The following is a 23,583-nucleotide window of genomic DNA, read 5'->3' as shown; positions in this document are numbered from 1 at the left end:
GTCCTACCAGCGGTAGTGCGCGAAGGCCTTGTTCGACTCGGCCATCTTGTGCGTGTCCTCGCGCCGCTTGACCGAGGCGCCCAGACCGTTGGAAGCGTCCAGCAGCTCGTTCATCAGCCGCTCGGTCATGGTCTTCTCGCGGCGGGCCTTGGAGTAGCCGACCAGCCAGCGCAGCGCCAGGGTGGTGGCCCGGGCCGGCTTGACCTCGATCGGCACCTGGTAGGTGGCGCCACCGACGCGGCGGCTCTTGACCTCCAGCGCGGGGCGGACGTTGTCCAGCGCACGCTTGAGGATGACGACCGGATCGCCGCCAGTCTTCTCCCGAGCGCCTTCCATCGCGCCGTAGACGATCGACTGGGCGATCGAGCGCTTGCCGTCGAGCAGCACCTTGTTCACCAGCTGGGTGACCAGGGGCGAGTTGTAAACCGGATCGGCGACCAATGGCCGACGCGGAGCGGGTCCCTTGCGGGGCATGTCAGCTCTTCTCCTTCTTGGCTCCGTAGCGGCTGCGGGCCTGCTTCCGGTTCTTCACGCCCTGCGTGTCCAGCGCGCCGCGCACGATCTTGTAGCGCACACCCGGCAGGTCCTTGACCCGGCCGCCGCGCACCAGCACGATCGAGTGCTCCTGCAGGTTGTGGCCCTCGCCGGGGATGTAGGCGGTGACCTCGACCAGGCTGGTCAGCTTGACCCGGGCGACCTTGCGCAGCGCCGAGTTCGGCTTCTTGGGGGTCGTGGTGTAGACGCGGGTGCACACGCCACGCCGCTGGGGGCTGCCCTTGAGGGCAGGGGTCTTGGTCTTACCGATCTTGTCGGTGCGGCCCTTGCGGACCAACTGCTGGATCGTGGGCATGCGCTGCTGACTTCTTCCTTCGCGACGAGGCCGTGCTGGGGCCGATCTGTGTTCGTTCCTGTACGGGCCCCGGCAGATTGCCTGATCCAGCGGGCTGGATCGCACACACGGCCGAGGGTGACTGCGAGTGCTGCCGGGCGTTCCGGGACCCTATCGAATCCTGGGCACACGACAGCGACCCAGCAGGACCGGGCCGGTCGATCAGGCTACCCGTCGGACTCGGGTGCCGGCAAATCGCCTGGCTGGGCGGTCAGGGCTGAACGAACGTCCGACCGCGGTCGATCGGTGTTCGCCGGTCCCACTCCCGGTCCGGTCGCGGCAGTGATGCCGCCCCGGGGGCAAGTCGAACCTCAGCGCTGGGTGCTTCGTCCACCGATCTTACCCGGTCCGCCCCGGCACCCGCCCGTCTGCGCCCGGCGGGGCCCCGGCGGCAGCCCGGCCGGCGAGGCGGGCGAGCATCTCCTCCAGCTGGGCCGGATCGATCGGCGCGGAGCTGCTGGCCCGTTGGGCGCAGGCCCAGCGGGCGGCCAGCTGACCGCGCAGCACCGCGGCCGCGATGGGCCGCCCCTGCAGGACGTGGGCGGCCAGGAAGCCGACGGCCAGCGCGTCACCGGCTCCGTTGGTGTCCACGATCGGCAGGTCCAGCTCCGGTGGCGGGAAGCTCTCGACCCCCCGCGCCGAGGCGACCAGGACGCCGCGCCGACCGCGGCCGCAGACCACCAGGCCGGCCCCACCGGCCAGCAGCCGCGCCAGCATGGGGACCGGATCGTCGTGGTGGGCGGCCGAGGCGAACAGGATGTCGGCGCCCCGGACGAAATCCCGTCGGTACGGCTCGTCCGGATCGTGCACGTCCTGCAGATCGCAGGCCACCACGGCGCCGGCGGCCCGGGCCACCGGAACCAGGTGCCGGGCCCAGTTCGGCAGATGGAACAGCGCCAATCGGGCCCCGGCGAACCACGGGGCCGCGGCCACCGGGTCGACGCGCAGGTCCTGGTGGCCGCGGCCGTCGTAGAAGTTCACCCGGGAGCCGTCCGCGGACATCAGGTTCACGCTGCGGGCGGTGCCGGCCGGGTCCACGCCCACTCCGGTCAGGTCGATGCCGTCGGCGGCGAGTTCGGCGCGCACCCACTGCCCCAGCGGATCGGCCCCGACGTGTCCGACGAACGCGGTGCGCAGCCCGAGCCGGGCGAACCCGCGGCTGGTGAACGCGCCCGGGTGTCCGACGTAGTCAAGGTCGGAGGCGAAGTGGCCCTCGGTCCGCACCAGGTCGGCCAGCGCGGCCCCGGCCGGCAGATACACATTGGTGTCGACGCCGGCGTTGCCGACGACCACGACGTCCGGTCCTACGGTGGCCATGACCCCATCCCAGGGCCGGCGCGCGACCGCGTCAACCGGCGTCGGGCAGGCTCTCTCTGTCGTGCGGAATCGTGACCGCGTCGGAAGGATCCCGAGCATGACCGTCATTGCTGCCACTCCGGACGAAGCGGTGGTCGGAATACCTGACGGGGCCAGCATTCTCATTGGCGGCTTCGGGTCCGCCGGGCAGCCGGTGGAACTGATCGACGCAGTCCGCCGGGCCGGCCCAACCGGTCTCACGGTGATCAGCAACAACGCCGGCAACGGCGATCACGGGCTGGCCGCCCTGCTGGCCGCCGGCCAGGTCCGTCGAATTATCTGCTCCTTTCCCCGGCAGAGCGACTCCTGGGTGTTCGACCGCCTGTACCGGGCGGGGGCCATCGAACTCGAGGTGGTGCCCCAGGGCAACCTGGCCGAACGGATCCGGGCGGCCGGGGCCGGCATCGGCGGTTTCTACACCCCCACCGGCGTCGGCACCCTGCTGGCCGAGGGCAAGGAGCAGCGCACCATCGACGGCCGCGACTACATCCTCGAGCTGCCCTTGCATGCCGACGTCGCCCTGATCAAGGCGCACCGCGCGGACACCATGGGCAACCTGGTCTACCGCAAGACCGCGCGCAACTTCGGTCCGATCATGGCGACCGCGGCCACCACCACGATCGCCCAGGTCAGCGAGATCGTCGAGCCGGGCGGCCTCGACCCGGAGGCCGTCGTCACCCCCGGAATCTTCGTGCGCCGGCTGGTCCGCTGCCCGCCCGCGGCGACCCCCGACCCGCAAGGAGCAGCCGGATGAGCGCGTCGACGACCCCACCGGGCCCGCCGATGCGGGACACCCCGTTGTCCCGTGCCGAGCTGGCCGCCGCCGTCGCTCGGGACATCCCGCGGGGCGCCGTGGTCAACCTGGGCATCGGGTTGCCGACCACCGTCTCGGACCACCTGCCCCCCGAGCGCGGCGTCATCCTGCACACCGAGAACGGGATGCTGGGCATGGGGCCCGCCGCAACTGGCGACCAGATCGACCCCGACCTGGTCAACGCGGGCAAGATCCCGGTCACCGAGCGGCCCGGGGCGGCCTACTTCGACCAGGCGGCGTCCTTCGCGATCATGCGCGGCGGTCACCTGGACATCTGTGTGCTGGACGCCTTCCAGGTCTCGGGTCGCGGCGATCTGGCCAACTGGCACACCGGCGAACCGGACGCCATCCCCGCCGTCGGCGGCGCGATGGACCTGGCCAACGGGGCCAAGGACGTGTTCGTGATGATGTCGCTGTTCACCAGGGACGGCCGGCCCAAGCTCGTCCCCGAATGCACCTATCCGCTCACCGGACTCGGCTGCGTCAGCCGCGTCTACACCGACCACGCCGTCTTCCTGATCAGCGCGGACGGCGTTCGGGTCCGCGAGACCTACGGCATCTCGATCGATGAGCTCCGGTCGCGACTGGCGGTCGCGATCAGCTGAGGCAGTGGTGCCGACACATACATCATCGGAAAGGCATGGGTGATCGGCACATCACTTCCGGGCGCGGGTGGCTCTAGCGTCGCATCGGGAATCACCCGGGCAACGACGCCGACATCGCCCCCAGCACGGAGGATCAATGACGAACCCCAAGCCCCCAGCCGCCACGCCGAGCCGATCGACCATCGTCAAGGTGGTCGGCGCGAGCATGGCCGGTACCACCGTGGAGTGGTACGACTTCTTCCTCTACGGCGTGGCCGCCGCTCTGGTGTTCCCGAAAGTGTTCTTCCCGGCCAGTGATCCGGCGGTCGGCGTCCTGCTGGCGTTGGGCACCTTCGCCATCGGGTTCATTGCCCGCCCCATCGGCGGCCTGGTCTTCGGTCACTACGGAGACATCCTGGGACGCAAGAAGCTGCTGGTCATCAGCCTGCTGATGATGGGGCTGTCGACGTTCCTGATCGGCCTGTTGCCCGGTTATGACGCGATCGGGCTGGCCGCGCCGATCCTGCTCATCGTGCTGCGCCTGGTCCAGGGCTTCGGCCTCGGCGGCGAATGGGGCGGCGCGGTGCTCATCGTGTCCGAGCACGGGGACAAGGAGCGGCGCGGGTACTGGGCCAGCTGGCCGCAGGCCGGGGTACCGCTGGGCCAGCTGATGGCCAACGGATTGCTGGCCCTGCTCGCGCTCGTGCAGAGCGAGGACGCGTTCCTGTCCTGGGGATGGCGGATCCCGTTCCTGATGTCCGCGGTGCTGGTGCTGATCGGGCTGTTCATCCGGCTGTCCATCGAGGAGTCGCCGGTGTTCCGGCAGGCCGCGGAACAGGCGGCGACCAGCGAGGCGGCCGGCACCAAGTCGCACATGCCGATCGTCGAGGTGTTCCGCAAGTACCCGCGTGAGGTCTTCACCGCGATGGGCGCCCGGATCGCCGAGAACGTCTCGTACTACATCTTCACCGTCGTCATCGTCACCTACCTGACCAAGAATCCGCCCGAGCACACCGCGTCCAGCTCGTTCGTGCTCAACGCGGTGCTCATCGGCGCGGCCGTGCACTTCGTGACGATCCCGCTCTGGGGCGCCCTGTCCGACCGGGTGGGCCGCAAACCGCTGTACCTGTTCGGGGCGGTCGGGGTGGCCGTGTGGTCGTTCGTGTTCGTCTTCCTGATCGACACCAAGAGCTTCCCGCTCACCGTGGTCGCGGTGGTCGGCGGCCTGCTGTTCCACGGCGCGATGTACGGCCCCCAGGCGGCGTTCCTGTCCGAACTGTTCGGCACCCGGGTCCGTTACTCCGGCGTATCGGTCGGCTACCAGCTCGCCTCGATCCTGGCCGGCGGGCTGGCGCCGCTGATCGCGGTCGCGCTCTACACCGGCTTCGGCACCGGCTACGCCATCGCCGTGTACGTCTCGGTGGCTTCGCTGCTGACGATCGCGGCGGTCGGCACCTACTCGGAGACCAAGAACCGAGACCTGGCCGACGACCCGGCCTTCCAGCGAGACCAGGCCGCGTCGGTGCCGGCCCAGCGCTAGCGGTTGCCTCCCGGGCCGGGCGCGAGCCGTCCGCCCGCCCCGCGCACCACGAGCCGGACCGGGACCCTCGGTTCGATCCGGTCGTGGTGCGCGGGCGGGCGATCAGGCCTTCCAGGCCACCAGGTTGTTGAACACCGGCGTGGTGATCCGGGTACCGCTGTTGGTGGCCGAGCCGCCGTAGGCGTGCACCGCCACGCCGTACCGGGCCCCGTCGACCACCCGGTAGACCGCGCTGCCGCTCTGCCCGCCGGCGGTGTCGATTTCGTAGTAGACCTTGCGGGCTCCGACGTCGGCGACGCGATTCCAGTGGTACCACTGGGTTCCGGCCGGCTTGTCCCCCGGGTAGCCCGAGATGTTCACCGTCGATCCGCGCAGGGTGTTGTCGGTGTAGGCGCCCAGACCGAACCAGCCGGTCTGGTTGCCCAGGTCGGTCGGCAGGATGATGGCTCCGTAGTCGTACTCGGGATTGCCATCGTTGGTCCACCCGCTCACCGATCGCAGGTTGGCGGTGGTGACCGAGCCGAACGGCAGCGCGCCGCCGTTGCGGCCGGGCATCACCTGGATGCTCTGTACCCACCCGTCGCGGCCGGCCACGCCACTGTTCTTGATGTGGACCACATGTCCGGCCGTGGCCAGCGTGTGCGGTCCGATGAACCAGCCGGTGCCGATCCAGCGCGACCCGTCCCGGGCGGTGATCAGCAGGGACGCGTGGGCGCTCCACGGGTAGGCGGCGGTGTTGGTGATCTGGATCCGGTTGTCCGGGCCGTGCACGGTCTCCGGGCCCAGCATCGGCCCGTACGAGGCCTCCCGATGGGCCGAAGTCCGGTCAGGTCCGGAACGACGTCGTCGAAGGACAGCGCCTGCGCGGCCACCGTGCCCACGGCTTCGACGGCCCCGGCCGCATCCACCACGGCGCCCCGCCCGGTCCCGGGCGCGTCGCTGACCGATTCCTCGAGCACCACGTCCGGATCGGCGCCCTCGGCCTGGCTGGAGACCGGTTGGTGTGGATCGACTTCCGGTGCGCCGCTGTCTCTGCCGGTGTCCCTGCTCGCCATCGCTGACCCCCTTCGGTGGGTGCGGAACACCGTGTCCCGCGCCGACTGCCTGTCCCTCCTCCGATGACCCGACGGCGCAGTCAAATACCCGAAATGAACAGATTGGGCCGAACGGGTTCCCGGACGGGCACTCCCGGATCCGGGGCGGTCGGTCAGTCGCCCAGCCGCAGCTCTCGCCGCGCGTTGCGCTGCACCCGGCCCTGCTGCACCATCCGGGACAGCGAGGCGGCAATGGTGTTCTGGATGTCCGGCCCGGTCCGCTGCCAGCCGAACAACCGGGCCACGGCCACCGGAAGCTGGTCCTCCTCGATGACGATGGCGTCGCGGACGGTGCCGACGACGGCCAGGTCGATCTCCTCGGGCGGAATGGCCAGCGCCGGACGGACGGTCGTGGACTCGGTGGGCACCCGGACGACCGCCAGCGGCGCGCCGTCGACCCGGTAGAAACCAGCCGGGTCCCGCCGGACCTCCTGGCCGTCGACCCGCACCCGGGACAGCACGTACTCGGCGTTGGACCGAACCTGTGCCCCCAACCGGCCGATCCCCCAGGCCTCCCGGAACCGGGCCAGCAGCACCGTCTCGTGCACCGGGGCCTCGGCCCGCAGCGCGCCTTCGAAGAAGCGACGGAGGGCGGGACGGGCCTCGGGGGAACGTGGATCGGCCTGCCGCTCCGACCCGCGGTGGGCCGCCGGCCGGTACGGCTGCGCCCAGCTGGGCACGGCCGGCGGATCCAGCTCGTCGAATTCGATGGCGGCACGCGCGATTTCGGTCACCGAGGACTCGTCAGCGGGATGGCTGCGGCCGGTGTGGGTGACATCGTCGACGCCGGCCCGGTCGGTGGACTGCATGGCCGCCTCGATGGCCGCCCGCAGCCGGTCCTGCTGCGTGGACCGGTCGCGCCACCAGCTCAAACCCCAGATCCGGTGGATCCGCCAGCCCAGGCCGACCAGGACCTGCTCGCGCAGCCGGTCGCGATCGCGCGCCGTGCGCGCGGAATGGTAAGCGGCGCCGTCACATTCGACACCCAGCAGGTACTCTCCTGGACGGTCCGGGTGCAGCACGGCCAGATCGATGCGGTATCCGGCCGCCCCGACCTGGGTGTGCACCGGATAACCCCAGGACCGGATCACCTGGGCCACCTGCTCCTCGAAGACGCTCTCCGCGTCGCCGCCCGAGGCGGGCGCGTCGTGCGCGAGGGCGGCCGCACCGCGGTCGGCGAAGTCCAGGTAGCCGCGCAGGTGCAGCGGCCCGGCCGAACTGACTCCGGTGATCTGGGCCGGGGCGAACGAGCTGACGATCTCCACCCGGCGCCGGGCCCGGGTGATCGCGACATTGAGCCGTCGCCAACCACCTTCGCGGTTCAGCGGGCCGAAGTTCATCGTGAACTTGCCGTGCTCGTCGGGTCCGTAACCGATGCTGAAGATGATCACGTCCCGCTCGTCGCCCTGCACGTTCTCCAGGCTCTTGACGAAGAACCCGCCGAGCCGGTCGTGTTGCTCGAGCAGCTCGGCGACCTCCGGTTCGTCCGACGCCTCGATCGCGGCCCGGACGGCGTCCTCCTGCGCGGTGGAGAAGGTGACCACCCCCAGGGACAGATGGGGTCGGGTGTGCACGTGGTGGGCGACCAGCTCGGCGACCTTGCGTGCCTCCACCGGGTTGTCCCGGGGTCCGCCGCGGCGGTAACGGCCCTCGACCAGGAAGTGCTCGACGCCCAGGTCGGCGCTGTCGAACGCGGCGCTGGGGAAGGTGCGCAGGCTGCCGTCGTAGAACCGGTAGTTCGAGTAGGTGATCAGGTCCTCGTGCCGGCTGCGGTAATGCCAGGTCAGGGGCAGCGAGCTGAGCCCGCCAGCGGCCTTGCACAAATCCAGCACGGACTGGAAGGTGTCCAGCGCGGCCGGGTCCGGCAGCTGCCCCTCGCCGGCGTCGGCGGCCACGTCGAAGTCGGCGTCCTCGGCCCGCGCGAAGAAGTCGGTGGGGGGCAACTGCTTCTGGTCCCCGGCCACGATCAGCTGGTCCCCGCGGTAGATGCAGTTGACCGCGTCCGCCGGGACCACCTGCGAGGCCTCGTCGAAAATGACCGCGTCGAAGCGCATCTCGGGCGTGAGGAACATCGAGACGGTCAGCGGGCTCATCATGAAACAGGGCTTGAGCTCGGTGACCAGGCTGCCGACCTCGTCCAGCAGCTGCCGGATCGGCTTGTGCCGGGTCTTCTTGTTGGCCTCCCGGGTGATGATCTGCGCCGGCCGGCCGGTCAACGACCGCGGCCGCCGCTCGCCGCAGCGGGCGGCGACCAGGGTGTTGGCCTGGTTGACGATCCGCCGGTCCAGCTCCCGGTACTGGGTGACCAGGGCATCGCGTTCGGCCGCCTGGTAGCGGTGCAGCCGCTCGTCCCGTTCGATCGTGGTGTCCAGCCAGGCTCGCAGGGCGGCGGCCTCGATCGCGCCGGGCACCTGCTCGGCCGGGGTCTGGGCGTCGGCGACCGCCTGCACGGCCGGGCCGAGGTGCAGGTCGGTCAGCGCCGTGCGCTGCTGGGCGAAGGTGCACCACTGCGTGATGTCCCCGTAGGCGCTGTCGGCCATCTCGCGCAGGGCCTGGGCCGACTGGCGCAGATCCAGCTCGAGGTCGGCGGCCAGCTCGCGGGCCCGCGGTTCAGTGAAGGCGGCCAGCACCCGGTCGCGGGCCCGTTCCCAGTCCTCGATGGCCCCGCCGAGCAGACCCGAGTCCAGGGTCAGCGACGACAGCCGTTCCGCGGTCGCCGGACTGACCGACCCACCGGCGACCTCGCGCACCTGACGGGCCCATTCGATCGCGGCATCCATCGCCGCCCACTCGGTGTCGGCCCCGGTGTAACCGGGCCCGAGCAGCTCTTCGTCCTGGGCGCGGGTGCTCTCGATGGCTCGCTCGTATTCGGCCCGGCGGCGGGCGGCAGTGAGCGCGGCCCGCGCCTGGGCCAGGCTGATGGGCCGGCCGCACAGGTCGGCCACCTGCCCGGCCGCGGCCAGCGGTTCGCGCAGGTCCGCCGCCCGGTCGGTGCACCAGCGGGCGGTATCGGCCAACGACAGGTGCTCGATCTGCCGCACCGCCGGCTGATCCAGCGCCGCCGTGGTGGACCGGATCCAGTCGGCGACCCGATCGGTCAACCGCCGGGCGACCAACGTCAGCCCCGGGTCGGGAGTCCCACCGTCGGCCAGCTGGCGGGCCAGCCGGGCCGGGTCGACCGCCGCGCCGGCCAGCCCGACGGCCCGACGGGCCGTCTCCAACGCGTTGCCGACCCGGGCGAAGTCGGTATCCAACCGGGTGTAGGCCCGACCCAGCGGCGGCGCGAACTGCTGCTCCTTGGTGGTGAGCTCGCGGGTCGCCGCCTGCCAGGCCACCGCGTCGGGAAGCCTTTCGATGACCCGCTTGTCGACCTTGCCGCGGACGGTGACGGCCTTGAGGGTGCGCCGGTCGGCCCGGGACTGACCGGAGAAGCGCCCCCATCCGTGGTGCGACTCGCGGAACCGGGTGTTCAGCGCCGCCAGGTCCAGACCCAGGGCCTCGTCGGTGAACACCTCGCGCATGCTGCGTTCGTGCTGGCGGACCAGATCGGTGAGCGGACCCAGCACGGTCATGGACTCCCCGACCGCCGCCTGCATCGCCGGGTTCAGCCAGCCGGGTTGCGGCTTGGCCGGGTTCTCGGCCAGCAGCGCCAACTCGGCGTACGCCCGGGCCCGGCCCAGCGTGAGTCCTCGGTCGGGCAGCCCGAGCAGCCCGGCCAGGTGGATGGCGTCCTCATCGATGCCCGCGAGCCGGGCCGGGGCGGAGTCCAGGAAGTCCAGCAGCCCGCCGGCGACGTCGGTGGTGGTCGTCTCCGTCGGGGCCCACATCAGCTCCCGCAGACCGGCGAGGACCTCCAGCGCAGGGTCGTCCACCTGTGCCGCCCGCGGGCCGACGATCCCGCCCAGTTCGGCTCGCGCGGCGGTCAGCTGTCCACCCAACGACTTTCGGGCGGCGAGCCGCTCGACCACCGGGGCCAGGTCGGGCAGGAACAACCAGGCGTCGGCCACCGGCGGGCGCCGTTCGGCCAGTTGCAGCAGCCGCACCCGGCCCCGCAGCGCGGGCAGGCTCATCGGCAGCACCAGCCCGGTGTCGTCGTCGACGCTGGCCCCGATCATGGCGACGCCATCGGCGGAGGACGCGGCATCGGTCACCGCGGCGATCAGCTCGGCGATGGTGAACTCGGTGTGGTTGTCCTGCGCCAGCTCTCGCCAGCCGAACGCCTCCCCGTCGAGCACCGGGCGCCAGTTCCGGGACAGGGTGTCGGCCCGGTCGGCGATCCGGCGCAGTGTCGTGTCGTCCAGGGCGGCCCAGAAGTCCGCGGTGGGCAGTGAGCGGGCGACCAGCGGAAGCTCGCTGAGCTCGCCCAGCACACCGAACACCGAGCGACCCAGCGGTTCTCGGACCTCGTTCATCGCCGTGGCGTACTGCGTGAGCTGCTCGCGCATCGCGACGAGCAACCGGCGGTCGTTGTCGGTGAACAGCGCCTTGGTGGCCACCTGCTGCTGCAGCGTGCGGTAGAGGTCGTCGACGACGTTCTTGCGGGTCGCCGCGTGCGAGTGCAGCTCGAACAGGAACGAGCCGAGTTGGGCCTGGGTCAACCGGTCTCGCACCACGTCCAGCGCGGCGGCCTTCTCGCTGACGAACAGCACCGTCTTCCCGGCGGCCATCAACTCGGCGATGATGTTGGCGATCGTCTGGCTCTTGCCGGTGCCCGGCGGGCCGTCCATGACGAAGCTGCGCCCATCGCGGGCCGAGACGATGCACGCTCGTTGGCTGCTGTCGGCGTCCAGGATGCTGGCCAGCTCCTCGGCCGGATACTGCTGGTCCAGGCTGGCCGGGTCGGGCGGGTCGAACGCGAGCTCTCCGGAGGCCGGGGCGTCGGGCCCCAGACCCAGCAACTGGACCTGGGCGTGGGCCAGGATCCTCGCCGCGTTGTCGGTGAGATCCCGGTACATCGCCTCCTTCTGGAAGCTGAAGGTGGTCAGCACCGACCGGTCCAGCACCGCCCAGCCGGGCCGATCGCCGATCGCCTGGGTGATGGCCGTCCGCAGCCCGGCCAGGTCCAGATCGTCGGCGTCGAAGGCCGGCAGCTCGATCCCCAGCTCACTGAGCTTGAGCCGCAGCGTGGGGTTGAGCACCGGGTCCTCGTCGTTGCGCCGCAGGGTGAACGGTTGGTCGCGGGCCGCTCGGGTCAGCTCGACCGGAACCAGCACGACCGGGCTGGTGACGGTGGCGTTGTCGTCCGGGTCGATCCACTGCAGCATCAACAGGCCGGTGTAGAGCGTCCACAAACCGCGGTCGGCGTACAACTGGCGGGCGATGACGTCCAGCCGACGCAGCGACCCCTCCAGCTCGGCGGGGCGTTTGTCGGCGACCTCGATGCCGTGCTCGACCGGCCGCCCGTACTGCGCGCGGCTGGTGTCCGGGGTGGCCGGTGCGGTCGGTGCCGGGGTCGGTGTGCTGGGGGCGTCGACGGCCAACGGCAGGCTCGGCTCCGGCACCCGGGTGAACAGCCGGGTCGGTCGGGCCGACAGCAGGATGGCCAGGTCGTCCGGACCCGGATCGACAAGCTCCAACGATGCGGTGCGGGTGTGCTTGAAGTAGAGCTGCCGCTGCCGGCGGTCCAGGGCCACCAGCTGGCGGCGCCAGGCGTCGAGCTGACGGCCGAGCTTGTCCGCCTGCGCCGAGCTCAGCGTCGGCGTCGGTCCGTCCGGCATGCGTCTCCCTCGTGCCATGGCTGAGATCTCATCGTTCCATCCGCCTCTGACACAGCGACGGTCCCCCGCCGCAGGATGACCGCTGCACTCACCCCGCGGCCGCCGCGGCGTCGGCCAGCCGGGTGACATAGACGCCCAGCGCCGCCTGGGTGGCCCGGAGCAGCGGGACGTCCAGGCCGGCTGCGTCGGCCCGCTCGACCAGGTCGTCGATGATCGCCGAGCTCTCCACCGGCCGTCCGGCCAACCGGTCCTTGTCCATGGAGGCCCGGTTCTGCGAATCGGTCGCGGTCAGCACGGCCAGGTCGCCGGCCACCTTCTCCGCTGACGGCCGGTGGCCGGCGGCCTGCGCCACCGACGCGGTTTCGGCCAGCAGGGCCCGCGCGGTGCGCGGGCCGCCGGGCGCGCGCGCCGTCTCCCCGACCGAGCCGCCGGAGAGGATGGTGAGCGCGGCGAACGCGGCCAGAAACACCCACTTGGCCCACATCTCGTCGCGGACGGCTGTGGACAGGGTGACCCGGAACCCGCACCCGTCGGCCTGCTCGTGGAAGCGGCGGACCCGGTCAGTGCTCGACCCGTCCAGTTCGCCATAGGTGAGGGCGGCGGGCACCGGTCCGGCGCCGATCCGGCCCTGCTCGTCCAGGTAGGCGGAGACGAAAGCGAAGCCGCCGAGGACGTTCTCGGCACCGAACCGCGCCGTCAATCGGTCGATATGGCGCATGCCGTTGAGCAGCGGCAGCACCGCCGCTCCCGCGTCCACCGCGGGAGCGATCGCCTCGATCGCCGATTCCAGGTCGTAGGCCTTCACCGCGAGCAAGACGATGTCGAACGGGCCCGCCTCGCACAGCTGATCGGCAGTGACGACCGCGACCGGGACGGCGCGGACCTGGTCTTGCGGGCCCCCCGGGATGCCCACCAGCTGCAGGCCGTCCGCCGCCAGGGCGGCGGCCCGCGGCGCGCGGACCAGGAACGTGACGTCCCGGCCGTGTTGGGCCATCAGACCGCCGAACAGACCGCCCACGGCTCCCGCCCCGACTACGAGAATGCGCATCTGGTCAGTCCTTTCCCGACACCAGCCCGGCCCGACCGGGTCAGCCCGACGTCGGCAGCCGGGTCAGCCGGTCCTGCAGCAGCGGCAAATGAACGCCGACGCCGACGATCTCGTCCGGCTCGGTGGCACAACTCGGGGCCGCCAGCGCCGCCTGCAACCGGGCCGCCGCCTGCGGCGCGGGCAGCGGCGTGATCGCGAATCCGCGGGTCGTGGCCGCCTGACGGACCTCGCGACGCAGCACCTGGGCGTCGTCGACGACGAACAGGTCCTGGACGCCACCGCCACGACGGTGGTCCACGACCACGACCACGGCATGGCCGGTGTCGGCCCGCCGGAACTCGAGAACCAGGGATTCCTGAGCTGCCTCGACGTAGGCGAAGGCGGCCGCGAACTCGGCCCGGTCCAGGTCGGCGACCCACGGCTGGTCGGCCAGGCCGGCCTCGAGCAGATCCTGCGCGCTACGGCGGGCGGTCGGCCGGACCACCGGCGGTCCCAGGTGGGCCAGGCACCGGCACATCGCCAGGGCCTCCGGCCGACCGGTCGCCGCGACTTCGCGGAGCAGGAAGTCCATGGCGTCGATCTGGCACGGCGAACCGTCGGCGGCCGCGTGGAAGGAGTGCAGAAACTCGCCAGCGCAGATCTCGGCGGCCAGCGCGCCGACACCCGGTTCAAGCAGGTCGGTCCACTGCGCCAGCATGGGTTCGAGCACGTCACCGGGGGCACCGAAGGCGCCGATCTCCTGCAACCAGGTCGCCAGCGCCGGCAGGTCGTCACCGAACTCCGCCACTGCCTGGGTGAGGTCGGCGGGTGCCCCCAGGTCGGCCAGCAGTCGACAGATGTCGGCCGCGGTGATGTCCTCCGACGCCGGGTCCGGGGCGCCGTGCGCGGCCGGCGTCCGGAGCGGGTCGGCCGGCTGCGCGGTCGTGGGGCGGCCATCCCGACGACGGACCGGCGGGGCCGGCTCGCATCGGTCGGACAGGCTCAACGCCGACCCGGTCTTGCCCCGGCGAGCCCCGGCGTGCGTCGAGGGATCCGGCACGGCCTCCAGGTGACGGCGCGACGGCGGGCGGCTGCTCACTTGGCCCATGATGCCAGTGCCGGCGGGCGGCGGCGTGTCGCCAGCAGTCGCCGCAGGATTACCAAGTCTGCGCTCCTTCTCGGCTCGCCCCGGATCGGGCGCCTGCCGTTCTGCCGTCGGCCTAGGCGAGGCGCGAAAGCGCCGCGGCGTCTACGAGCCGGCCCGACGCTGCTCCGAGTACCTCGGAGCCATCGACTCCATCTGCTCCATGACCAACTCGATGGCCCCCTGGGCCTTATCCGGGGGGTACTTGTGAATCGCCAACAGCCGGCGGATCGAAGACCGCAGGCGGGACCGAACGTCCTCGCGAACGGTCCAGTCGGTGCGGATGTCGCGTTGCATGACCGTGACCAAGTCCCGGGCGATGTCGGCCAGCTTGCCCTCGCCGAGCACGTCGATCGCGGAGGGGTTCTGCGCGACCGCGTCATAGAACGCGAGTTGATCCTCGTCCAGCGGGGGCGAGAAGTGCTGCCCGCGCCCCGCTTCGGCCTTGATCTCCTGAGCCATGGCGACCAGTTCGGCGATCACCTCGGCCGAGGTCAGCTGCTGGTTGGCATACCGGATCATCAGCTCGGCGATTCGTTCGCCGAACGCCCGCTGGCGCACCAGGTTATGCCGGGACACCTTGCCCGATTCCTCGGCGACCAGCTTACGCAGCGCCTCGATGGCCAGGTGCGGGTTGCGGGCCTGCTGCGCCTTTCGGGCGAAATCCGGGGTCAGGTCGGACAGCGACGGCTTCGGAATCCCGGCCGCCTGGTAAATGTCCATGATTTCGCCCGATGCGGTCGACTCGGCGATCAGCGACGAGAGCAGCAGCTCGATCTCCTCGGGGACCGGCTCGCCGTTGGCCTGGCGTTCGTCGGCGTCGAACTTGCCCATGTAGATGCGAACCTCTTCGTAGAACTGCACGTCCCACTTCTGGTCCGCCAGTCCGGGGTCGCCGGCCGCCAAGGCCCAAGCCCGGGTCAGCCGCCCGGCCGTTTGCCGGAACTGCGACCGCAGTGGTTCTTCACCCTCGGCGACCTGATTGCCTGGGGTCTCGGGACTCCGCAGGTAGTTCGCCGTGGCGGTCGCCGCGATGGCGTAGGACTTGGGCTGGCGAGGAACGATGAGTCTGCGCCAGTCGAAGCCGGCCAGCATCGTCTCGATGCCCTGCAGCAGTTCCTTGACCAGCACAACGGCTTCTCCGGTGTCCCGGCCGAGCGGTTTGTTCTGCTGATCCTGCTGGGTGTATTCGGACAGAGCTTGCTGCAGATTGTCGGCCAGCGGCGCATAACCGACCAGGAGCCCAGCGTCCTTCTCCTTGAATGTGCGGTTGACCCGGGCCAGGGTCTGCATGAGCAGCGCTCCCTTGAGCGGGCGGTCCAGGTACAGGGTGTGCAGGGGCGGCGAGTCGTAACCGGTCAGCATCATGTCCTTGACGATGACCAATTCGAGCTCATCGTCGACCTCGCGGAGCCGCTGCTTGATCGTCGCGTTGTCACTCGCGCGCCGTCGGTGCTTCGCGATCAGTCCCGTGTCGGACGAGTCCGACGAGTAGACGACCTTGATGACGCCCTGGTGCAGGTCGGGCGAGTGCCAGTTCGGGCGCAGCGCGATGATCTCCTCGTACAGCCGGGCGCAGATCTCCCGGGTGCCGCCGACGATCATCGCCTTGCCGTGCGCGCCGATCAACGGTCGCATCGCGGTGCGCCGTTGCTCCCAGTGGTCGACCAGGTCGCCGGCGAGCGCACGCAGCCGGGCCGGCGCGCCGTAGACCGCGTTGATCACCGCCACGCCTTGTTCGATCTTGGTCCGCTCGACGTCGTCCAGGCCTTCGGTGGCCTGGTCGGCGGCTTCGTTGAGCTGCTCCTGGGTGACGCCCTCGGCCAGGCCGACCTTGATCAGCCGAGGTTCGAAGTACACCGGCACGGTGGCGCCGTCCTGGACCGCTCGGCTCAGGTCGTAGATGTCGACGTAGTCGCCGAACACGTCGCGGGTGTTGCGGTCGTCGAAGGAGATGGGGGTGCCGGTGAACGCGATCAGGGTGGCGTGCGGCAGCGCGTCGCGCAGGTGCCGGGCGTAGCCGTCAAGGTCGTCGTAGTGGCTGCGGTGCGCCTCGTCGACCATCACAATGATGTTGCGGCGATTGGACAGCAGGGGGTGATCCGAACCGGACAGCTTCTCGTCGCCGGTCTTGCTGAATTTCTGCAGGGTGGTGAAGTAGATGCCGCCGCTGATCCGGTTGGACAGTTCGTCGCGGAGTTCCAATCGCCGACGGATCTGCTGGGGTTCTTCGGGCAGCAGGCGGCTGACCCGGAAGCTCTGAAACAGCTGGCCGTCCAGTTCGGTGCGATCGGTGATGACGATGACGGTGGGATTGAGCAGCTTCGGCGCGGTGATGACCAGGTTGGTGTAAAGCTCCATCTCCATGGACTTTCCGGAGCCCTGGGTGTGCCAGACGACGCCTGCTTTCCCGTCGCTCTCGACCGCGTCGATTGTCTTGGCGAGCGCCTTGCTGACCGCGACGTACTGATGCGGCTTGGCGATGCGCTTGCTCAAGCCTTCGGCGCCCTCGTCGAACGCGGTGTAACTGCGTTGCAGGTCAAGGAAGCGGTCGTGGGTGTAGAGGCCGTGCAGGGCGACCTCGATGGCGGTGTCGGCGTTGCCCTGCGCGTCGCGGTCGCCAGGATTGACGACGGCGCCGTGCTCGTCGACGTTCCACGGCGAGAAGTGGTGCAGCGGGGTGAAGGGGGTGCCGTACTTCGCGGTGATGCCGTCGGAGACGATGGTGAAGACGCAGAAACGGAAGGCCATCGGGAACAGCCCGAGATAGTTCTGCAATTGCGTGTGAGCGGACGCCAGATCGGCGTACTTGCTGCCGGCCCGTTTGAGTTCGACGATGGACACCGGCATTCCGTTGCAGTACAGCACGATGTCGAAGCGACGCTCGAACTCCCCCTGGAAAATGGTGACCTGGCCGACGGCGAGCCAGTCGTTGGCCTCGGGGTCCTGACTGACCAGGCGGATCGTCGGATTCTGTTCGGCGCCATCGTGATCGATGTAGGTGATCCCCCGGTATCCCTCGGCGACCGCCATGTGCAGCCGGTAGTTCTCGGTGATCGCGTCATTTGACGTCGGCGTGACGATCTCGGCAAGCGCCTGCTGCAGATACTGCTCGGGCACCTCCGGGTTCAGCCTTCGCATCGCGGCCAGCATGCGGGACGGGATGTGCAGGTCCTCCCACTTCTCCCGCTCTCCACTGCCCGGTGCGACGTCCTTGCCGTGCACTGGTTGCCAGCCGAGTTCGCCCAAGGTGTCCAGAGCGAGCTGTTCCCATTCGCTCTCGCTCATTCCCCCGTGTAAGCCCATCGTGCCCCCAATTATTCGTTCAGTCCGTGGTGTCGCTGTTGTCCGTCTGGCTCGAACTCGGATCGGACAGCTCGGCCTCGATCTCCTCGATGCTGGGCAGGCTCGATGCCAGGTCGTCCGGCAGCGCGGTGGAAATTGCGGTGGTCCAGTCGGAGACGCCGATCGGCGAGGAGTAGCCGCGCAGCGCCCACTCGGCGACCACATCGTTCTTGCCCTTGCAGAGCATCAACCCGATGGTCGGCTCGTCCGTCGGGTGGGCGAGCAGGTCGTCGACCGCAGCCATGTACATGCCCAACTGGCCGAGGAAGCCGGGCTCGAACTTCACGGCCTTGAGTTCGATGACGACGTATCGCCGCAGCTTCAGGTGGTAGAAGAGCAGGTCGCAGTAGAACTCTTCGCCGTCCACCTCAAGTCGCACCTGCCGGCCGACGAAGGCAAATCCCTGCCCGAGTTCGAGCAGGAACTTCCCGACGTGCTCTACCAGCCCGGTCTCGAGCTCCCGCTCTCGGCTGCGCTCGGTGAGATCGAGGAAGTCGAACACGTACGGGTCCTTGGTCGCCTGCTGGGCCATGTCCGAGTCGGCGGGCGGCATGGTGCCGGCGAAGTTGGTGATCGCCCGGCCCTTGCGATCGTGCAACTTGAGGTCGATCTGCAGGGCCAGGATGTCCCGGCTCCAGCCCGCTTCAATGGCCTCGGCGGCGTACCAAAGCCGCTGCTCAGGGTCGTGCAGCTTCTCCATCAGAGCGATCTGGGACCACCACGGCAGTTGTGCAAGGGTCCCTTGCACAACTGCCGGGTCGGGCCAGGCCTCGGCGAACTTCCGCATGTACTTCAGGTTGCGCGGCGAGAACCCTTTAGCGTCCGGGAACCGCCCTTTGAGGTCGGCCGAGAGCCGGTCGATGACCCTGGTGCCATAGCCCTCCTGCTCCTGCCGGTCCAGGATGTCCCGGCCGATCGCCCAGTAGCTCAGGACCAGCTCCCGGTTGACCGCCCCGGTCGCCCGCTGCCGGCCAGCGGTGATCCGACCGGCGACCGAGTCCAGCAGTTCTGGGTACCACCCGGGCAGGCCGACGTGGCTCGGGGTCGGCGGGAAGCCAGTGCGATCTGGGAGGTCGTTCGCGGACACCTACACCACCGCCTCCACCTGCTTTTCGGCGTCCTTGACGCGGAGCCTGCCGGACATGAGGTGCGGGAGGAGAGTGTCGCGAAGTTCGGCCAACTCCGTATTTTCGACCAGTGCGTGTCGCGCTACCGCATGGATTGCCTCCACTCGCTCATCGAAAGCCCGCAGGACACGCCCGGCGGGGACCCGAACCGGAAGGCTTCGGAACCTACCCCGACTCAGCTCCAGGAAGGTCGCCCCATTAGCATGCGAGATGAACTCGTCGACCCGGTCACGCATCGTGTGGAAAAGCCACCATTTCATCTGGGGATCTTCGGGAACGACGACAATGAATCCTTGATTGACCGCCACCGGCCGTTGCGCAATCGCAAAGGCTCCGATCGTAGCGCGCGAGGTCATCAGAATGGCGCCCCGCGGGAAGAGTGCCGACGCGCAGTTGTCCAGACCAGACAGGGTGATCGATCGAGCCGTGCGCTCCAAGTACGGGCCAGGCAGTGCCGTCAGGTCAGTCGGCGTTGCCCAGGCGATGGGCCCGTCCCAATACCCGGGCACCTTCGTGGAAGGTGTTCCACCTCCACCGATAGCGGCCACCTTCTCAAAAGTCGTTTCATCGAACGTTGCATCAATAGATACATCACGGAAGCACTCCGTAGCCAATTCGCCAGCAGTCGAAGCCATCTTGGAGTTGCCGGCGATCTTATCGTCGAGCGCGCCCAGCACCTCCGCGATCGCCATCTGATCGGACAATCGGACATGAACGTCCAGGTGCAGCTTTCCGAAATCGCCCTTCTTAAAGTGAGGAATCATTGTCCCGACATGCATATTCTCGATTCGAGCGCGCACCTCCTGATTCTTGAGGGCATAGTATAGATAGTGCGGATTCACGATTCGAGAGTTCGCACGCAACGCCACCATGTCTTGCGCGATACAAAACGGCACTGGGTCCGGAACCATCGCGATTCGTCCCGGCGAACCCTTACATACGAAGACGATGTCACCCGGCTCTGGATGACTGCGAAACCAATCGCGGTAGGTGGCCTGCGAAACGTACCGTACGTTCTCAAACACCGGATAAAGACTATCGTCTTTGACACAGTTTGTCGCGATCAAAGGAAAGCCCTCCGCCTCGGTGGGACACGAGCGGCCTCGGTTATCGACGATGAAGGTGAGCAGACTGGGCAGAGTGCGAGGTTCGATTCCGTTCACAGCCGTCCCAGCCGTTGGCGAACGACCTTGGCCAGTCGCTCCGACTCGTCGAACTGGTCGAACAACTGCTTCGTCAGGCGATCGATCTTCTCCTCGATCGGCTCCCCGTCGTCCTCGACCTCCGCCGCCCCCACATACCGCCCCGGCGTCAGCGCGTAATCGGCGGCCTTGATCTCAGCCAGCGTCGCCGAGTAACAGAACCCGGGCTTGTCGGCGTACTCCAGCCCCGCCGCTCGCGCCGAGGCTGTCCCCCGCCACGCATGGAATGTCCCGGCGATCAAACCGATGTCGTCGTCGGACAGCGACCGCTCGGCCCGATCCACCATGTTCCCCATTGACCGCGCGTCGATGAACAGCACCCGCCCGGACCGGTCCACCGACCCGCCGGTACCGACGGTCTTGTCCTTGGCGAAGAACCACAGGCAGACCGGAATCCCGGTGGACCGGAATAGCTGGGTGGGCAGGGCGACCATGCAGGACACCAGGTCGGCCTCGACCAGTTGGGCGCGGATGGCACCTTCCCCGCCGGATTGGGTGGACATGGAGCCGTTGGCCATCACCACGCCGGCGGAGCCGCCGGGGGCAAGCTTGGAGATGATGTGCTGGATCCAGGCGTAGTTGGCGTTGCCGGCCGGCGGAACGCCGAACTTCCAGCGGGGATCCTTATCGTTGCGGGCCCAGTCCTTGATGTTGAACGGCGGGTTCGCCAGCACGTAGTCGGCCTGTACATCGGGGTGGATGTCACGGGCGAAAGTGTCGCCCCACCGCGGTCCGAGGTTGCCGCTGAGCCCGTGGATGGCCAGGTTCATCTTGGCCATCCGCCAGGTGCGCTCGTTGAGTTCCTGCCCGTAGACGGAGATCTCGGAGCCCTCCCGGTGGTGGGCCTCCAGGAACTTCTCGGTCTGCACGAACATGCCGCCGGACCCGCAACACGGGTCGTACACCCGGCCCCGGGTCGGCTCCAGCACCTCGACCAGCACCCGGACCACGCTGGCCGGCGTATAGAACTCGCCACCCCGCTTGCCCTCGGCCTTGGCGAACTTCTCCAGGAAGTACTCGTACACCTCACCCAACAGGTCGCGGGCTTTGGTTGCGCCTTGTCCCGTGAACCGGGCGCTGTTGAACAGGTCGAGCAGTTCACCGAGGCGGCGCTGATCAACGTTGTCGCGGTTGTAGATCCGCGGCAGCGTGGCCCGCAGCGATGGGTTCGCGTCCATCAGGTAGTCCATGGCCTCATCGATCAGCTGTCCGACCTGCTTAGGCGGCTCGTTGCCGACAGCCGGGATGCCCTTGGCGTGCTGAGCCAGGTACGACCAGCGGGCGTCCCGGTTGACCCAGAACACCCCGTGGCCGCGGTACTCGTCGACGTCATCGAGGAAACCGTCGATCTGGTCTTCATCGATCCCGTCGGCCTCGAGCTCGGCCCGGATCTGCTCCCGCCGCTCGTCGAACGCGTCGGAGACGTACTTAAGAAAGACCAGGCCAAGGATCACGTCCTTGTACTGCGAGGCGTCCATGGAGCCGCGGAGCTTGTCGGCGGCCTTCCACAGGGTGTCCTTGAGTTCCTTCATCGTGGAGGCAGCGGGTGGTGTCGAAACAGCCGGCGTGACCGCCGTACTTGCCTTCCGTCCGCGGGGCGGCATGGTCGTCAAGTTCCCTTCGTCGGTTCGGTTGTGGTGGTCAGGGTGACAGCGCCGTCGGTGGCACCGCGGGCCAGCAGCCGGGCGAGATCCTCGGCGTCGTGCCGGCGCCGTTCGAGGTCGACCCGATACTCCTCGATCTCCGCGAGGGCCTGGTCGAGCACCGTCGCCTGGTCGGACGGAAGCCGACGCAGCGGCCACCCGCGCCAGGCCTTCGCTCCTTCCGGCCGCGCGTTGATGTCGGCGGCGAGCAGGCGGGCGGCCAGCCCGGAGTCGGGGCGGGCGATGCGGGCAATCCGCGCGGGGTAGGTCACGACCGCGCTGCCGTTGGTATCGACCAGCGCACCCGGCCGCGGGGAGCTCGTGAAGACCACGTCGCCCGGCTCCGTGAACTGGACCGCCGGATGGCGGGCAATCACGGCGAGCCGATCGACCGTCCGATCCCCCACGCGGGCGGCGCCGCACACTTCCGACTCGCCCAGGAGGATAACCCCGCCGGGGCCGAGCCCGGTGTCCAGCCGCAACCCGGCCAGGATCCGAACGTCACCGCGGTCCTTGGCCGCACCGAGCGTGGTGATCGGGATGAGGTTCTGGAGATGGCTCGCCACCGCCATCTCCGGCACGGTTGGCGCCGCCAGCGGGCGGGCGATGCCCTCAACAATCTCCGTGATGCGCAGCACCAAGTCGGCCCCAGAGACCGGCCGGGCCTGACCGGGACCGACGACCTCGACGATCGAACCGGCGGTGGCCAGGACCCGGCGCACCATGACCGGGCGCAGGAAGCGGAAAGGGTGTGTTCGTGCGATTGCGGGCGACGAGGTGCTGGCCACGAGGTCGGTTACCAGGTCGTCGATCACCGCGTTGCTGAGCGCGGCGTTGCTCAGATCACCGACGAGCATCTGCGGCTCGTCGGGTGATGGGTCGTGCCGACGCCCGAACAGCATCAATGCCAGTCGCTCGCGCGGTTTAGCCGCGACCAGCCCGGCCGGCAGCCGCACGACCGCGCGCAGCGTCGGGAAGCGAATCAGCCGGTCCCTGGCCATTCGCGCCCCGGGATCACGGAGCCGATCGGTCAGCACGGCGGCTGGTGCTGCGACCAGGAATCGCTGCTGGGGGGTGGTGCCGAGAAGCAGATCGGTGACGGCGTTGAGCATCTCCGCCGCCGCCACGTCCGGCTGCCCCGGGCTCGGGTATCGGGCGAGCAGGATCGCCTGGTCCGGCTGGTCGCCGGAAGCGTCGCTACCCGCTCCGTCCGCGCGATGAACGCCGTGTACCCGCAGCCGGCGCCGGGCCAATCGGGCTGCCGCGTCGTTTGATCGGCCGGTGAACACCGTCAGGTCACGCGCGCCGGCCCGCTCGGCGACCGCGAGGAGGAGATCGCTCCCGCCAGGGGTCGGGTCGACAACGGTCAGCGACTCGTGCCCGGCGCCGTCGGCCAGTGCGATCGCGGCGGACCCGATGAGTTCGTGGGCCGGCCCAGTCAAGGCCACTGTGCTCTGTGCGGGGACATGGCGACGGAATCGCTCGCCGATCAGCTTCTCCAACGCCGCAGCGGGGTGGTAGGCCGCGTCGACCAGCAGGTCGCAGTAGTGGGCCAGGGCGCCGATTCGTCCGCCGAGCTCCTCGATCTCACCGAACAGCAGATCATTGTCCGGGTCGGCCTCGTCAGCCAGGTCCAGGATGTCCCCGGCGGCCGTCTCACCGAAGGGGCTTCCGACTATCGCCGTCAAGCACAGCAGTGCGGTCAGACCGAAAAAGACCTCCTGATCGCCGGCGGGCGAACCGCCATCGATGCTGGCAAACGCGGCCAAATCCGCTCGTGCTTCGGGGTTGTTGCCTCGACCGGTGGCCTCGAGCCACTCGACTACCTGCCGACCGTCGAACCACTCCTGACCGTCCAGGGTCTCGACGGGTGCGGGGAACGGGTGGTCGGTACCGGTGCTACGGGTCCGCCATACCGAGACGACCGGGCGTTGCACAAGAGCGAGTGCGGCGACGTCGGCCAGCCCGAGTCGAAGGTCCACTGCCGACAACGCAGACATCGTTGAACATCCCCCTTCGAGCTCGGCTGCGACCAGTCAACCGTCCCGCGCTCGCCGGGTCAATCGCGGAAGTGATAACCCCCGTTATCACGCTATCGGGA

The 23,583-nt window shown here is 69.3% G+C and carries 15 protein-coding genes; 3 read left to right on the top strand and 12 right to left on the bottom strand.

Translation table 11 applies throughout. From position 1 onward, the window contains the following. Positions 1-3: 3 nt before the first annotated feature. The 3 genes from rpsG to NAMU_RS05560 all read right to left on the bottom strand — a co-directional run bounded on the left by rpsG (position 4) and on the right by NAMU_RS05560 (position 2,206). Positions 4-474, bottom strand: coding sequence for a 30S ribosomal protein S7 (gene rpsG / locus NAMU_RS05570; RefSeq protein WP_015746437.1), 471 nt, complete (start codon positions 472-474; stop codon positions 4-6). Position 475: 1 nt separating this feature from the next. Further along, positions 476-850: a 30S ribosomal protein S12 gene (gene rpsL, locus NAMU_RS05565; RefSeq protein ID WP_015746436.1), complete on the bottom strand. Its 375-nt coding sequence runs from the start codon at positions 848-850 to the stop codon at positions 476-478. Between the two features lie 378 nt (positions 851-1,228). Beyond that, on the bottom strand, positions 1,229-2,206 hold the full coding sequence (locus tag NAMU_RS05560) for a carbohydrate kinase family protein (protein ID WP_015746435.1): 978 nt from the start codon (positions 2,204-2,206) through the stop codon (positions 1,229-1,231). 97 nt (positions 2,207-2,303) lie between these two features. Here NAMU_RS05560 and NAMU_RS05555 point away from each other — a divergent pair, with 97 nt between their 5' ends. The 3 genes from NAMU_RS05555 (at position 2,304) to NAMU_RS05545 (ending at position 5,183) form a co-directional block, all read left to right on the top strand. Then, complete coding sequence (locus NAMU_RS05555) at positions 2,304-2,999, top strand: 3-oxoacid CoA-transferase subunit A (protein WP_015746434.1); 696 nt, start codon at positions 2,304-2,306, stop codon at positions 2,997-2,999. Then, positions 2,996-3,664, top strand: a complete 669-nt coding sequence (locus tag NAMU_RS05550; RefSeq protein WP_015746433.1) for a 3-oxoacid CoA-transferase subunit B — start codon at positions 2,996-2,998, stop codon at positions 3,662-3,664. The genes NAMU_RS05555 and NAMU_RS05550 overlap by 4 nt, the downstream gene beginning before the upstream one ends. A 136-nt stretch (positions 3,665-3,800) precedes the next feature. After that, entirely contained in the window at positions 3,801-5,183 is a 1,383-nt protein-coding gene (locus tag NAMU_RS05545; protein WP_015746432.1) for an MFS transporter, read from the top strand. Between the two features lie 102 nt (positions 5,184-5,285). On the opposite strand, the gene NAMU_RS05540 is transcribed toward NAMU_RS05545, so the two are convergent. The 9 genes from NAMU_RS05540 to NAMU_RS05500 all read right to left on the bottom strand — a co-directional run bounded on the left by NAMU_RS05540 (position 5,286) and on the right by NAMU_RS05500 (position 23,482). Then, positions 5,286-5,972 (bottom strand): trypsin-like serine peptidase, encoded by a 687-nt coding sequence (locus tag NAMU_RS05540; RefSeq protein ID WP_015746431.1) that lies wholly within the window; start codon positions 5,970-5,972, stop codon positions 5,286-5,288. 418 nt (positions 5,973-6,390) lie between these two features. Then, entirely contained in the window at positions 6,391-11,994 is a 5,604-nt protein-coding gene (locus NAMU_RS27050; RefSeq protein WP_015746429.1) for a DUF3320 domain-containing protein, read from the bottom strand. An 88-nt stretch (positions 11,995-12,082) separates the two neighbouring features. After that, positions 12,083-13,042, bottom strand: coding sequence for a ketopantoate reductase family protein (locus NAMU_RS05530; RefSeq protein ID WP_015746428.1), 960 nt, complete (start codon positions 13,040-13,042; stop codon positions 12,083-12,085). A 40-nt stretch (positions 13,043-13,082) separates the two neighbouring features. After that, a complete protein-coding gene (locus NAMU_RS05525) occupies positions 13,083-14,120 on the bottom strand; it encodes a hypothetical protein (RefSeq protein WP_041368470.1) in 1,038 nt (345 codons plus the stop codon). A gap of 150 nt (positions 14,121-14,270) precedes the next feature. After that, the gene (locus tag NAMU_RS05520; protein WP_015746426.1) at positions 14,271-17,471 is read right to left on the bottom strand and encodes a type I restriction endonuclease subunit R; all 3,201 of its coding nucleotides are present in this window, start codon (positions 17,469-17,471) and stop codon (positions 14,271-14,273) included. A 19-nt stretch (positions 17,472-17,490) separates the two neighbouring features. Continuing rightward, positions 17,491-18,597, bottom strand: coding sequence for a PDDEXK nuclease domain-containing protein (locus NAMU_RS05515; protein WP_015746425.1), 1,107 nt, complete (start codon positions 18,595-18,597; stop codon positions 17,491-17,493). Next, positions 18,598-19,800: a restriction endonuclease subunit S gene (locus NAMU_RS29780; RefSeq protein ID WP_015746424.1), complete on the bottom strand. Its 1,203-nt coding sequence runs from the start codon at positions 19,798-19,800 to the stop codon at positions 18,598-18,600. Further along, entirely contained in the window at positions 19,797-21,443 is a 1,647-nt protein-coding gene (locus NAMU_RS05505; RefSeq protein ID WP_015746423.1) for a type I restriction-modification system subunit M, read from the bottom strand. The genes NAMU_RS29780 and NAMU_RS05505 overlap by 4 nt, the downstream gene beginning before the upstream one ends. 5 nt (positions 21,444-21,448) lie before the next feature. Next, complete coding sequence (locus NAMU_RS05500; RefSeq protein ID WP_015746422.1) at positions 21,449-23,482, bottom strand: hypothetical protein; 2,034 nt, start codon at positions 23,480-23,482, stop codon at positions 21,449-21,451. Positions 23,483-23,583: the final 101 nt, after the last annotated feature.

Origin of the sequence: Nakamurella multipartita DSM 44233 (genome assembly GCF_000024365.1) — a bacterium.
Classification (GTDB): Bacteria; Actinomycetota; Actinomycetes; order Mycobacteriales; family Nakamurellaceae; genus Nakamurella; species Nakamurella multipartita.
This window is presented reverse-complemented; position numbering and strand designations above follow the sequence as displayed.

What these genes read in the sequence shown, in the direction of transcription:
- rpsG (WP_015746437.1), bottom strand. Translation starts at nt 474, where the DNA reads ATGCCCCGCAAGGGACCCGCTCCGCGTCGGCCATTGGTCGCCGATCCG.
- rpsL (WP_015746436.1), bottom strand. Translation starts at nt 850, where the DNA reads ATGCCCACGATCCAGCAGTTGGTCCGCAAGGGCCGCACCGACAAGATC.
- NAMU_RS05560 (WP_015746435.1), bottom strand. Translation starts at nt 2,206, where the DNA reads ATGGCCACCGTAGGACCGGACGTCGTGGTCGTCGGCAACGCCGGCGTC.
- NAMU_RS05555 (WP_015746434.1), top strand. Translation starts at nt 2,304, where the DNA reads ATGACCGTCATTGCTGCCACTCCGGACGAAGCGGTGGTCGGAATACCT.
- NAMU_RS05550 (WP_015746433.1), top strand. Translation starts at nt 2,996, where the DNA reads ATGAGCGCGTCGACGACCCCACCGGGCCCGCCGATGCGGGACACCCCG.
- NAMU_RS05545 (WP_015746432.1), top strand. Translation starts at nt 3,801, where the DNA reads ATGACGAACCCCAAGCCCCCAGCCGCCACGCCGAGCCGATCGACCATC.
- NAMU_RS05540 (WP_015746431.1), bottom strand. Translation starts at nt 5,972, where the DNA reads ATGCTGGGCCCGGAGACCGTGCACGGCCCGGACAACCGGATCCAGATC.
- NAMU_RS27050 (WP_015746429.1), bottom strand. Translation starts at nt 11,994, where the DNA reads ATGCCGGACGGACCGACGCCGACGCTGAGCTCGGCGCAGGCGGACAAG.
- NAMU_RS05530 (WP_015746428.1), bottom strand. Translation starts at nt 13,042, where the DNA reads ATGCGCATTCTCGTAGTCGGGGCGGGAGCCGTGGGCGGTCTGTTCGGC.
- NAMU_RS05520 (WP_015746426.1), bottom strand. Translation starts at nt 17,471, where the DNA reads ATGGGCTTACACGGGGGAATGAGCGAGAGCGAATGGGAACAGCTCGCT.
- NAMU_RS05505 (WP_015746423.1), bottom strand. Translation starts at nt 21,443, where the DNA reads ATGCCGCCCCGCGGACGGAAGGCAAGTACGGCGGTCACGCCGGCTGTT.
- NAMU_RS05500 (WP_015746422.1), bottom strand. Translation starts at nt 23,482, where the DNA reads ATGTCTGCGTTGTCGGCAGTGGACCTTCGACTCGGGCTGGCCGACGTC.